The organism is Pararhizobium polonicum (assembly GCF_001687365.1).
Taxonomy (GTDB): domain Bacteria; phylum Pseudomonadota; class Alphaproteobacteria; order Rhizobiales; family Rhizobiaceae; genus Pararhizobium; species Pararhizobium polonicum.
Genome location: NZ_LGLV01000004.1, coordinates 192470 through 205496, shown reverse-complemented (window position 1 = coordinate 205496; position 13027 = coordinate 192470). Strand labels below are relative to the sequence as shown.

Here is a 13027-nt window from a genome sequence, read left to right as displayed (position 1 = left end):
GAGCGTCATGACGTCAGGACTGACCATCATCATCGCCGACGATCACCCGCTGTTTCGCGGCGCCATGCGACAGGCGCTGGCCGGTATGGCCGGCAATCCCACGATCATCGAGGCCGGGGATTTTACCTCGGCGCGGCAGGCCGCGATCGACAACGTCTCGGCTGACCTGATGTTGCTCGATCTCACCATGCCGGGGGTCAGTGGACTGTCGGGCCTCATTGCACTGCGGGCAGAATTCCAGAGCCTGCCGGTGATGATCGTTTCCGCCCACGATGATCCGGCGACGATCCAGCGTGCGCTGGAACTGGGCGCCTCCGGCTTCCTGTCCAAATCCGCCGGTATCGATGAAATCCGGGCGGGGATCGACACTGTCATGGCGGGCGGCATCTTCACGCCCCCGGGCTTCCAGCGCGGCATGGAACATGAACCGGAAGTGGCAGCACTCCTGCATCGGCTGCGGACGCTCACCCCTCAGCAATCGCGCGTGCTCGGCATGCTCGCCGAGGGCCTGCTCAACAAGCAGATCGCCTATGAGCTTGGCGTCTCCGAGGCAACCATCAAGGCGCATGTCTCGGCCATCTTGCTGAAGCTCAACGTCGACAGCCGCACGCAGGCAGTGATTCAGCTGGGCAAGATTGCGGCTGTGGCGGCGTAGGAGCGGATGGCGGCCTTAACTGCTGCGTCGGCGGGCTGGCTTTCCTCGGTGCTTCCTGAAGGCTTTTGTTGGAGGATCAGGCGCGCGGAACTACTTTCGTCCAGAGCATGTGGATCATTGGCGTCGAGGACGAGAGACTTAACCACTTTGGCCATGGCATCGAGCCTGATCAGTTCCGGATCGGGCTCTGCGTCGCGCACTGCGATCGCAGCGTCATATGTTTCCTGCTTTTCGGCGACCTTTTTCTTGAAGATATCGCCCATCATCGCGGCTCTGGACGGGATTGTGGTCTCGACTGATCCGCCACTTTCAAATTTGGTGTAGATTTTGAACTCTTCGGGAGGAAATGCTTCGCGATTGGCAATGATCGTTTCCACCAGCGCATTATGCTTGCCGTTGCTGGGCTCGATATTCATGCCCTTGGCCGCGCTGTCTTTCATTATCCTTTCAAAATTCGCTCGGAACTGTTTTACAAGTCCCTTGTCGAGCGAAAAAGCGTCCAGAATCGTTGCCTTCAGATCGCCGGATGTACCCGTGACCGAAAAATTGAAGCCGAGAGCATTGTTCTCATCTGCAGCCTTTTGCGATGATCGCAGGACGGTCAGTGCGACGAAATTGTCGAGAAGCGCGGCGGACATCATACGATAATCTCCTGAGCGGCACGTATTTCCTACATGGTTAGTTGGTGCCGGGGTGCCTGCCGCATAGCCTATAAAAGGCTGAGGTTTGGTTGCGTTAAATACACGCTAAAGATGTTAATAAAGCGTGCAAATATTCATTGCGGTTCGAGGAAACAACACTGTGTGCCGCTTGGCAAGGCCTCGGACGATATCGGCTCGGCTCACTCAGCCGCCGCCTTCATCGCCACCGAAAGCTGCGTCAGCCAGGCTCGCATCGAGGCGGGGCGGACGGGCTTGTTTTGCAGTGCCACGCCGTCGCGTTCGGCAGCGGCACGGACTTCGGGGGAGCGGTCGGCGGTGACCAGCAGCGATGGGATGTCGGCGCCGAAATGCAGGCGGATAGCCCGGATCATCGCGATCCCGGTTCCGTTGTCCAGGTGATAATCGGCAACGATCGCATCGGGACGCAACTCACGGGCCGGGGGATCCTGTTGCCAGATGTCCATGGACGAGGCGGTTGAAACCGTACAACCCCAGCCCTCCAGAAGCAGCTTCATGCCTTCAAGGATCAGCGGTTCGTTGTCGATGCAGAGAACGCGCAGTCCATGCAGTGGTTCGGCGGAGCGCAGCGCGAGCGGAGGAGCAGTCTTGACGCCGGCGGTGGCCGTGCGATCGATCGGCATGGTCACCCGGAAGCGCGTGCCCTTGCCGGGTTTGGATTGCAGATCGACGCTGTGGTTGAGAACCCGCGAGATGCGATCGACGATCGACAGGCCAAGGCCGAGGCCGGAGGCGGTTCTGGCGCCCTCGTCGAGGCGGGCGAACTCCTTGAAGACCGTGCGGAACTTGGACGCGGGAATGCCGATGCCGGAATCAAGCACCTGGATGATCGCGTTGCCGCCTTCGCGCCGGACGCCGACGAGGACCTTGCCGCTCGGTGTATATTTGATGGCGTTGGAGACGAGGTTTTGGATCAGGCGGCGGAGCAGATTCGGGTCGGTGCGCACTGTCAGCGACGTCGGCATGACGGTGAGCTTCAGATTGGCGGCGCGGGCGACGGGCGCGAAGTCGGTTTCGATCCGCCGCAGCAGGTCGTTGAGCGGCACTGATTGCAATCTCGGTTTCATCGCGCCGGTATCGAGCCGGGAAATGTCGAGCACGGCCCCGAGGATGGTTTCCACCGATTCCAGCGAGGAATCGATGTTCTGCACCAGCAGGCTGTTTTCCGATTCGCCGAGGCGTTCGACCAGCGAGGATGAATAGAGGCGGGCGGCGTTGAGCGGTTGCAGGATGTCGTGGCCGGCAGCCGCAAAGAAGCGGGTCTTGCCGATATTGGCCTCCTCGGCAGCGGCGCGGGCCTCGGCCACCTCCCTGTTGACGCGGGTCAGCTCGCCGGTACGCTCGGCGACGCGCAGCTCCAGCGTTTCGTTTGCCTGTTTCAGTGCCATGTCGGCGGCAACGCGCTGGGTGATATCGGTATAGGTGGTAACGATGCCCTTGTCGGGCATGGCATTGGTGCGCACCTCGATGATGCGCGCTCCGCCGGAGAGTTCGAGCAGGAACGGCTTGTCGAGCGTCAGGAAATCGGTGACCAGCCGCTTGCCGTCTTCCTTGCGGATATCGCCGCGCCGGGTCAGCATCGAGACGATCTCGGCCAGCGGAAAGCCGACCTGGCCGGCACTTTCCGGCAGGTCGAGGAGCTGGCGGAAGCGGCGGTTCCAGATGATCAGGTTGTTGGAACTGTCGAAGACGGCGATGCCCTGGTCCATCTGTGACAGCGCCGTCTGCAGCATGTCCTGATTGTATTGCAGCGCTTCCGATGCCTGGTCGAGCAGCCAGGCGGTGTCCGACGACGTATCGTCCAGCCGTTGCAGCACCAGCGACAGGACGAGCCGGGCGGAGGACGAACCGATGGCGCTGCCAAGCAGTTGTTCGGAGAAATGGATGAGCGCCATGTCGGCAGGCTGATGATCTTCAAGCCAGCGGCCGGACTGGCGCTCATAGGTCTGGAACGAGCGCCGCATGCGTTCCTCGCCGAGATAGCGGGCGATGGTGGTCTTCAGGTCGAGCACGGTGATCTTGGTCTTGCGGCCGCGGAATGCCTTTTCCGTGCGCGATTTGCGGCGGATGAAGACGCCGGCCTGCAGCCGCTCCAGCGGTTTTGGTGCCCGGGTGAGCGAGCCGATGACATAGGCGACGACATTGACCAGCAGGCTGAGTGCGGAGGCATTGACCAGCGGATCGGCGGCGGGACCGGAAAAGACCGTGGTGAAGGGAAAGAGGAAGCCGAGAACGGTTGCCGCGACATGAGAATTGTCCGGCCCGCCAAGGCTTGGCAGGAACAGGAGATAGGCCCAGACGAGAAAGCCGAGCGTCATGCCGGCGATGGCGCCGCGTGCATTGGCTTGGCGCCAGACGAGACCGCCAAATAGCGCCGGTGCCATCTGCGAGATGGCGGCAAAGGAGAGCAGGCCGAGCGACGCGAGACCGGCACTCATGTCGGCGGAGCGGTAATAGCCGTAGCCGAGCAGGAGCACGGCAAAGATCGCCGTGCGCCGGACGTTGAGCAGCGTGCCCGCGACATCCTGCGAACCGCCCCGTCCCATCAGGTTGCGCCGGAGGAAAACAGGCATGACGATGTCGTTGGAGATCATGATCGACAGGGCCACGGACGCGACGATGACCATGGCGGTTGCCGCCGAAAAACCGCCGATGAAGGTGATCAGCGTCAGGACCGGCATATTGCCGTTCATCGGCAGCCTCAACAGATAGAGGTCGGCATCGCCGCTGCCGGCGAAGGTGAGGACGCCGGCGATCGCGACGGGCAGCACGAACAGGTTGATGGCGATAAGATAGATCGGAAACAGGATGCCGGCGGTGCGCAGATCCTTTTCCGTCCGGTTTTCAACGACGGTCACATGGAACTGCCGGGGCAGCATGATGATGGCGAAGGCGGAGAGAACGACGAGCAGGATCCAGCGCGGCAGTGGCGTCTGATAGTGCAGCGCCGTCATCACCTGGTTGTTGGCGAGCGCCCTGGCCCAGAGGTCGCCCGGACCGTCGAACAGGAAAAAGATCACATAAAGTCCGGCGGTCACCAGCGCCAGCAGCTTGACCACCGATTCCATCGCGATCGCCAGGATGAGCCCATCCTGATGCTCGGTGGCGTCGGTATGGCGGGTGCCGAAGACGATGGCGAAACAGGCAAGAAAGAGCGTCACCAGAAGCGGCAGGTCGATGAAGTTCTCGCCGGTGCCGATGCCGTAGCCGCTGGTATCGACCATGACCGAGACCGAGCTCGATACAGCTTTCAGCTGCAGCGCGATATAGGGGATGGCGCCGATCAGCGAGATCAGCGCGACAATCGCGGCAACCATCGGGTTCTTGCCGTAGCGTGCCGCGATGAAGTCAGCGACCGATGTCAGCCTTTCGGATTTGGCAAGTGCGATGATGCGGCGGATGACCGGCAGGCCGATGGTGAACATCAGGATCGGGCCGATATAGATGCCGGTAAATTCCAGCCCGCGCTCGGCGGCAAGGCCGATGCCGCCGAAATAGGTCCAGGAGGTGCAGTAGATCGCAAGGCTCAAAGCATAGACCAGCGGCCTGCCCTTGTCGGCAGGGGACGTCTTGCGCGCCTTGCGATCGCCATAGCTTGCCACTGCGAACAGCAGCAGCAAATAGGCAAAGGCGGCCACGAAAATGATCGAGCCGGAAAGCATGCCTCCTCCTTGTCCCCATCAGCATAGGACAAGACAGCGGCGAAGAAAATCGACCCCGCCTAAGCCTTAAGTCAAAGGCCGGCATCTGTTTTCGGATATAATGAAACAGGTGTGTTACGGGGCTATTTTTCAACGCCTGATTTACTTGGGCGGGATTTCGGTTAGCATCCGATTGCCATCCGGCAGGACAAGGACAGGTCGTCCCGGCCGGTTCAACAGAAGATGAGGAGAGAATAATGCTGAATGAGTTCAAGGCGTTTATCGCCAGGGGCAATGTCATGGACCTTGCCGTCGGTATTATCATCGGCGGCGCTTTCACGCTGATCGTCAATTCGCTGGTCAACGACATCATCATGCCGGTCGTGGGCGCCATCACCGGCGGGCTTGATTTCTCCAACTTCTTCTTCCCGCTCTCGAGCACTGTGACGGCGACGTCGCTTGCCGCCGCCCGCGAGCAGGGTGCGGTCTTTGCCTATGGCAACTTCCTCACCGTGGTGCTGAACTTCCTGATTTTGGCCTGGATCATTTTCCTGCTGGTCAAGGCGGTCAACAAGATGCGTGCCTCGATGGAACGGCAGAAAAACGAGGAGCCGGCAGCGCCGCCGCCGGTGGATGTCCAGCTGCTGACGGAAATCCGCGACCTGCTGAAAACGTCGAGAGCATAGGCAATATTCCGCAGTCTACGGCGTACTGCCGAAACATCACAGGAATCGATAAATCCGTCAGCGAATATCGCGTGATCGTGATCTGAAAAACCGCTAGAAGCGGCGGGCTAACAGGAGCCCGCCGATGACTATTCTTACCAGCCTCAGTCCCCGATCGCTTGCTGCCCCGGAAAGCGGCATTGTCGAGCTGGTCAATTATGCGCGCGGCCGCGACGGGCTGATCCCGCTCTGGGTCGGCGAGGGAGATCTGCCGACACCGGATTTCATCTCGCAGGCGGCGCAGGAATCGCTGAGGGCCGGCGAGACCTTCTACACGTGGCAGCGCGGCATCCCGCCGTTGCGCGAGGCGCTGTCGCGCTACTATCAGCGTCATTTCGGCAAGGCGCTTTCGCCCGACAATTTCTATGTGACCGGCTCTGGCATGCAGGCGATCAAGCTCGCCATCGAGGCGCTAACCTCGCCGGGCGACGAGATGGTGTTTTTCTCGCCGGCCTGGCCGAATTTTGCGGCAAGCGCGGAGCTTTCCGGGGTGCGGGCCGTCGCGGTACCGCTGAGCTTCGAAGACGGCAAATGGCAGCTCGACATCGGCAGGCTGGAAGCGGCGATCACCGAAAAGACGAAGGCGCTGTTCGTCAACACGCCCTCCAACCCGACCGGCTGGACGGCCACGCATGAAGACCTCAAAGCCATTCTGGCGCTTGCCCGCAAACATGGCCTGTGGATCATGGCCGACGAAATCTATGCGCTCTATTCCTACAATGGCGATCGCGCGCCGTCCTTCCTCGACGTAATGGAAGAAGACGAGCGCATCCTGTTCGTCAATTCCTTTTCGAAGAACTGGTCGATGACCGGCTGGCGCGCCGGCTGGATCGTGGCGCCGCCGGCGATCGGCCAGGTGCTGGAAAATCTCATTCAATATTCGACCTCCGGCGTGGCGCAGTTCATCCAGGCCGGTGCCGTCGTGGCGCTCGACCAGGGCGATGCGTTTGTCGCTGAGAATGTCGCCAAGGCAGCCCGTTCGCGTGACCTGCTCTGCGATGCGCTGATCGCCACCAACCGGGTGCAGACGCTGAAGCCCGATGGCGCGATCTATGCCTTTCTGAAGATCGACGGCGTCACAGACGCGCGCCGCGCTGCCCTCGACATCGTCGACAAGACCGGGGTGGGGCTCGCGCCCGGAACGGCCTTCGGCGAAGGCGGCGGGCTGTTCATGCGGGCCTGTTTCTTGCGCGACCCCCGGCAGATTGCGACAGCCGCCGAGCGGCTGGCCGGGTACATCGCCGCCCTTTGACCCGGTTTTGGCCATCCGGCCTTGCACAAAATTCTTGTGTATCCCGCCGCGAACGGGTCATATCCCGCTGAATTCAACAGTGTGGGTATATGCGATGGCAGTTTTGGTAACGGGCGGCGGCGGTTATATCGGCAGCCATATGGTCTGGGCATTGCTGGATGCCGGTGAGCAGGTTGTCGTCATCGATCGCCTGTCGACCGGTTTCCGCTGGGCGATTGCGCCGGAAGCGCGCTTCTATGAAGGCGATATCGCCGATGCGGCGCTGATGCGGCAGATTTTCGCTGATAACGCGATCGATTCCATCATCCATTTCGCCGGTTCGATCGTCGTGCCGGAATCGGTCGCCGATCCGCTCGGTTATTACGAGAACAACACCGTCAAGTCGCGCAGCCTGATCGCCAGCGCGGTCGAAGCGGGCATCCCGTATTTCGTGTTCTCGTCGACGGCGGCGGTCTACGGGACACCCGATGTCCTGGAGCCGGTGACGGAAAGCGTCAACCTCAAGCCCGAATCGCCCTACGGTTCATCAAAGCTGATGACCGAGATCATGCTGCGCGATACCGCCAATGCGCATGCCTTCACCTATACGGCGTTGCGTTATTTCAACGTCGCCGGTGCCGATCCGAAGGGCCGCAGCGGTCAGTCCTCCGCATTGGCCACGCATCTGATCAAGGTTGCCTGCGCCACTGCGCTCGGCAAGCGGGCCTCGATGAGCGTCTTCGGCACCGACTACCCGACGCCGGACGGAACCTGCGTGCGTGATTACATCCACGTCTGGGATCTGGTTCAGGCCCATCTGAAGGCCTTGCAGCGCATGCGTGCCGGTGGCGGTTCGCTGGCGGCCAATTGTGGTTACGGGCACGGGTTCTCGGTGCTCGAAGTGCTCGATGCCGTGCGCAAGGTGCATGGCGAAGACTTTGCCGTCACCTTCTCGGAGCGCCGTGCGGGAGATCCCGCAATGATCGTCGCCAATCCGGCGCTTGCCAAACAGGAACTCGGATGGGTTCCGCAATATGACGATCTCGACGGCATCATCAAAAGTGCGCTCGATTGGGAGCAGCACCTGATGCGAAAGAATTCCTTCTGAGATCCGGCATGTTTTGCGCCCATTCGATCTGATGCTGAAGAGGCAGCCGGCCTTGTTCGTGCCGCCTCTCCAGTTTGACGACAGTTTCACCCTCTAGGATACCGTCAGGATAGACTGACTGGACCCGGCGTATGATGGCGTTTTCGCGCCGAACAACCCGGGCAAGAGCTGGTGATGCCGATGACGAATGAATTCTGGCGCGGAAAACGCGTTCTGGTCACCGGGCATACCGGCTTCAAGGGCAGCTGGCTGACGCTGTGGCTGCGTGAACTCGGAGCCGAGGTGTCGGGCCTGTCGCTGGCGCCGCAGACGGAGCCCTCTCTGCACCGGCTTCTCGGCGGCGGCATGGACGGTCCCGATATCATCGATATCCGCGACCGGGATGCGGTCACCCATCACGTGCTGAAGACCAGGCCGCAGATCGTCTTTCATCTGGCGGCGCAGGCACTGGTGCGGATCGGCTATCGCAGTCCCGTCGAGACCTACGATGTCAACGTCATCGGCACGGCCAATCTGCTCGATGCGCTTCGCATCTCTGAGGATATCCGCTCGATCGTCGTGGTCACGACCGACAAGGTCTATCACAATGCGGAGACGGGCCTGGCCTTCATGGAGAGCGATCCGCTCGGCGGCCATGATCCCTATAGCGCCAGCAAGGCTGCGGCCGAAATCGTCGCGGCCAGCTATCGCGCCTCGTTCTTTTCTGCCCGCCGCATCGGCCTTGCGACGGCGCGGGCCGGCAATGTCATTGGTGGTGGCGACTGGGCGGAGGACCGCCTGATCCCGGATGCCGTGCGGGCATGGCAGAGCGGCGAGACCCTGCTGGTCAAGCGCCCGCGCGCGGTGCGCCCCTGGCAGCATGTGCTTGAGCCGCTCGGCGGCTACATGGGGCTTGCGGAGCGACTCTGGCAGACCCCCGAAGGCATCGAAAGCTACAATTTCGGACCGGATCACGGCGAGGCTGCGTCCATCGGCGCGGTCCTGAAGATGGCAGAGCGGCATTTCGGTGGCGGTGAAATGGTGCTGGGCGAGGCAGCGGACGGGCCACACGAGGCGGGCTATCTGGTGCTCGACAGTGCCAGGGCGCGCGTCGAGCTTGGCTACCAGCCCCGCTGGCGTCTGGCTGAAACCGTCAGGCGGACGATGGAATGGTACCGGGCGCAATGCGACGGAACGGCCGCGCGCGACCTCTGCCTTGCCGATATCCGCGATTTCACCGCGCTTGCTGCCAAGCATGAGCCCTTGAGGGCTGCGGGATAAGTGCGCGGGTTCGAGGCGCGTGAAGCGCCGGCTGACCGTCAGGGGTCAGATATCGGTTTCACCGAGGACGGCCTGTTCATGCACGATCGAATGCTGGATAAGGCGTGCCCAGATGTCCTCGTAGAAGTCCGGATCAAGCCCGGCTGCCTCGGCGTTCTTGCGGGCGTTGCGCCGGACTTCATCGACACGGGGCGGTATGTCCGCCTTGAGCCCGGCCGGCTTCTTGATCTCCGCCGCGCGCTCGATATAGGTCCAGCGCTCCGCAAAAAGCGACATCAGCGCCTTGTCCAGCCGGTCGATCTCGGCGCGGATATCCGCCATTGAGGCACAGTCTGCCGGGCTTTTCTGCATTCGGGTCTCCGGGTGTTCGCGTCAAGGTTTTGCTGCATCGCAAGCCCCCACACGACGCTGCTTATCAAGCGATCCGTCTCCTGAAAAGCCGAAAACCCACCCTGTGGCCAAAGGGTCGCGGGCAGGTTCCGCGAAAGTCCTCGCCGCTGGTGGGTGAAAAATGGAGGAATTTCATGTTCGCCCGGCCGAAACTGAGGATTTATGCGCCCTCGCGTAACCGCTGGCACTCTTTCCAGGAAACGATCAGAAGCCAGCTGATAAACCTGCAGACCGGAACCGAAGACGGCTTGCCTCGTGACATCGGCGGTCTTTGTTGAAACGCCGCCGCGAGCGGCGAATCCGGGGAATGGTCACATCGGCAGGCAAGTACCTTCTGCGCGGAGGAGGGTGCGGTCCTGTCTCCCGCTGGAAGCCATTGCCTGCCGACGTGTTCTTTAAAAATAGCGCGGGAAACTTGAGCGAGGCTTTGCATTCGCAGTGGCCCGGCGCGCTAAGCGCCGAGCGAGAGCTTGATGGCAAAGCCGACAAGGGTGACCGTGAGCACGCCGAGAAACCAGAGACCGACGAACCACAAAAGCTTTTTCGGTAGGCTGTTTTCCCTAGCCATCAGTGGTAGCCCTCCTCGGGATCGACCTTTCCGCGGAACACCCAATAGGCGTAGACGGTGTAGATCAGGATGATCGGCACCAGGAAGAGGGCGCCGACCAAAAGGAAGGACAGGCTCGAATCGGGTGCTGCCGCATCCCAGATGGTCACCGACGGGGGCACCATGAAGGGATAGAAGCTGATGCCGATACCGGCAAAGCCGAGCACGAACAGGCCGAGCGCCGCCAGGAACGGCTGTGCGTCGCGCTTGCCGCGAATGCCGCTGACAAGCAGGGTAAAGCAGCCGAGCACCAGGACCGGGACGATGACGCTGAAGATCGCGGTCGGCCAGCGGAACCAGCGTTCCAGGTAGATGGGCTCGAGGAACGGCGTCCACAGGCTGACGATGCCCATGGCGGCGATGGTGGCAAAGCAAGTGCGCAGCGCGATCCAGCGGGCCTTTTCGGCGAGTTTTCCGGTGGTCTTCATGATCAGCCAGGTCGAGCCGAGCAGGGCATAGCCGACCAGGATGGCAAAGCCGGTGGCGATGGAAAATGGCGTCAGCCAGTCCCACCATGCTCCGGCATAGGCGCGGTTGACGACCGGAATGCCCTGCACCAGCGCGCCGAGCGCGATGCCTTGCGAAAAGGCGGCCAGCATCGAACCGCCGGCAAAGGCCCAGTTCCACAGGAACTCACCGCGTTTTGTCCGCCAGCGGTATTCGAAGGCGACGCCCCGGAAGATCAGGCCAAGCAGCATGGCGATGATCGGCGCGTAGAGGGCCGGCAGGATGATCGAATAGGCCAGCGGAAAGACGGCAAGCAGGCCGCCGCCGCCGAGCACCAGCCAGGTCTCGTTGCCGTCCCAGACAGGGGCAACGGAATTCATCATCACATCGCGATCGTGCTTTTCGGGAAAGAACGGGAAGAGGATGCCGACACCGAGATCGAAGCCATCGAGAATGACATAGGCGAGCACCGCAAAGGCGATGATGGCGGCCCAGATGAAGGGAAGATCAATGGCCACGATGTGCGCTCCCATGTGTATGTCCAACATGTGCATGTCCGGCATGCGTGTGTGCGGCGGTGCGGATCGGTCCATCCTCGAGGTCGGGCATCGGATCGCGCGGCAGGCGCTTCATCAGCCGCAGGATGTAGAAGGTGCCGGCGCCGAAGACGAGGAAATAGACGATGATGAAGGCGATCAGCGAGGCGGCGACGGCGGGGGCCGCGACCGGCGAGATCGAGTCGACCGTCAAAAGCTGGCCGTAGATCGTATAAGGCTGGCGGCCGACCTCGGTGGTGATCCATCCGGCCAGCACGGCGACGAAACCGGCAGGCCCCATCAGCACGGCGGCGCGATGCAGCCAGTCGCTGCTGTCGAGCGTGCCCTTCACCCGACACCACAGGCTCCACAGGCCGATGCCGAGCATGGCAAAACCGATGCCGACCATGACGCGGAAGGACCAGAAAATCACTGCGACCGGTGGCTGCAGATTGTCCGGAATGGTGTCGAGACCGGCCAGCGGCGCGTTCAGGTCGTGCTTCAGGATGAGGCTGGAGAGTTTTGGAATCTCGATGGCGTAGTCGATGCGCTTTTCGGCGGTGTTGGGAATGCCGAACAGGATCAGCGGTGCCCCGTCCGGATGGCTCTGGAAGTGACCTTCCATCGCCATGACCTTGACGGGCTGATGTTCCAGCGTGTTGAGGCCGTGGGCGTCGCCGGCAAGGATCTGGATCGGCGCGACGATCACCGCCATCCACATGGCCATCGAGAACATCGTGCGCGACCGGCGCGGCGCGGTGTTTTTCAGCAGATGCCAGGCTCCGACGGCACCGACCACGAAGGCTGTGGTGAGGTAGGCGGCCAGCACCATATGCGTCAGGCGATAGGGGAAGGACGGGTTGAAGATGATTTTCCACCAGTCGAGTGGAATGAACTGCCCGGCCTCGTTCATGCCGAAGCCGGCGGGCGTCTGCATCCAGGAGTTTACGGCGAGGATCCAGGTCGCCGAGATCAGCGTGCCGAAGGCGACCATGAAGGTGGCGAGGAAATGCAGCTTCGGACCGACGCGATGCAGGCCAAACAGCATGACGCCGAGAAAGCCGGCCTCCAGGAAGAAGGCGGTCAGCACCTCATAGCCCATCAGCGGGCCGATGACCGGCCCGGCCTTGTCGGAAAAGACGCTCCAGTTGGTGCCGAACTGGTAGGACATGACGATGCCGGAGACGACGCCCATGCCGAAGGCGACGGCGAAGATCGTCTTCCAGAAGTTGAACAGGTCCATGTAGACCTGATCCTTCTTCCACAGCCAGAGCGCCTCCAGCACCGCGAGATAACTCGCAAGGCCGATGGAAAAGGCGGGGAAGATGATGTGAAACGAGACGGTAAAGGCAAACTGGATACGGGCGAGCAACGTCGCGTCAAGGCTTTCGAACACGGCACATTCCTTTCAGAGGGGTATGGCCGCCGTCTTGCGGTCTCTCCATTCATCATGGCCTGTCCCCGGCCTGAACGGATATCTGCGGTGCCTCAACCCTCAGACATAATCTGCGGTCCGTGAGCGAAAGGTCAATGACGTCGGTGCAACCATAGTGTCACACTGCGACAATCGCCCGCCTGCGGCATAGTTGCACCCGGCCGGCCGTCAGCCACGATGGTTCGCCTTTGCATCAACTTGTCGGCTGTTTTGAATCGGATTTTCTGAAAAATGCGCATTGTGTAAAATTGTAGATATCGATTTAAGCGGCCCGCAAACTGTCGCGGCTATGGTCCTCTCATCGGAGAACGA

General features: G+C 61.5%; 10 protein-coding genes. 5 read left to right on the top strand and 5 right to left on the bottom strand.

Annotated elements, in window-relative coordinates; genetic code table 11:
• Positions 1-7 precede the first annotated feature (7 nt).
• Positions 8-655: a response regulator transcription factor gene (locus ADU59_RS02675; RefSeq protein WP_068951418.1), complete on the top strand. Its 648-nt coding sequence runs from the start codon at positions 8-10 to the stop codon at positions 653-655.
• Here ADU59_RS02675 and ADU59_RS02670 read toward each other — a convergent pair.
• Both ADU59_RS02670 and ADU59_RS02665 read right to left on the bottom strand, forming a co-directional pair.
• Positions 622-1296 (bottom strand): hypothetical protein, encoded by a 675-nt coding sequence (locus tag ADU59_RS02670; protein WP_068951416.1) that lies wholly within the window; start codon positions 1294-1296, stop codon positions 622-624. The two genes, ADU59_RS02675 and ADU59_RS02670, sit on opposite strands and share 34 nt — an antisense overlap.
• A 200-nt stretch (positions 1297-1496) precedes the next feature.
• Positions 1497-4997 (bottom strand): PAS domain-containing hybrid sensor histidine kinase/response regulator, encoded by a 3501-nt coding sequence (locus ADU59_RS02665; protein ID WP_068951414.1) that lies wholly within the window; start codon positions 4995-4997, stop codon positions 1497-1499.
• 236 nt (positions 4998-5233) lie between these two features.
• On the opposite strand from ADU59_RS02665, the gene mscL reads away from it, so the two are divergent.
• From mscL to rfbG, 4 genes are all read left to right on the top strand, one after another.
• Positions 5234-5662, top strand: a complete 429-nt coding sequence (mscL, locus tag ADU59_RS02660) for a large conductance mechanosensitive channel protein MscL (RefSeq protein ID WP_068951412.1) — start codon at positions 5234-5236, stop codon at positions 5660-5662.
• A 124-nt stretch (positions 5663-5786) separates the two neighbouring features.
• Positions 5787-6953 (top strand): pyridoxal phosphate-dependent aminotransferase, encoded by a 1167-nt coding sequence (locus ADU59_RS02655; RefSeq protein WP_068951410.1) that lies wholly within the window; start codon positions 5787-5789, stop codon positions 6951-6953.
• A 94-nt stretch (positions 6954-7047) separates the two neighbouring features.
• A complete protein-coding gene (gene galE, locus ADU59_RS02650) occupies positions 7048-8040 on the top strand; it encodes a UDP-glucose 4-epimerase GalE (RefSeq protein WP_068951408.1) in 993 nt (330 codons plus the stop codon).
• A 180-nt stretch (positions 8041-8220) separates the two neighbouring features.
• Positions 8221-9300, top strand: coding sequence for a CDP-glucose 4,6-dehydratase (rfbG, locus tag ADU59_RS02645; protein ID WP_162843345.1), 1080 nt, complete (start codon positions 8221-8223; stop codon positions 9298-9300).
• Between the two features lie 45 nt (positions 9301-9345).
• Here the strand turns inward: rfbG and ADU59_RS02640 are convergent, their stop codons facing one another.
• From ADU59_RS02640 to ADU59_RS02630, 3 genes are all read right to left on the bottom strand, one after another.
• The gene (locus ADU59_RS02640) at positions 9346-9651 is read right to left on the bottom strand and encodes a chorismate mutase family protein (protein ID WP_068951404.1); all 306 of its coding nucleotides are present in this window, start codon (positions 9649-9651) and stop codon (positions 9346-9348) included.
• Positions 9652-10257: 606 nt separating this feature from the next.
• A complete protein-coding gene (gene cydB, locus ADU59_RS02635; RefSeq protein ID WP_068952519.1) occupies positions 10258-11262 on the bottom strand; it encodes a cytochrome d ubiquinol oxidase subunit II in 1005 nt (334 codons plus the stop codon).
• Positions 11252-12676: a cytochrome ubiquinol oxidase subunit I gene (locus ADU59_RS02630; protein ID WP_068951402.1), complete on the bottom strand. Its 1425-nt coding sequence runs from the start codon at positions 12674-12676 to the stop codon at positions 11252-11254. The genes cydB and ADU59_RS02630 overlap by 11 nt, the downstream gene beginning before the upstream one ends.
• Positions 12677-13027 lie beyond the last annotated feature (351 nt).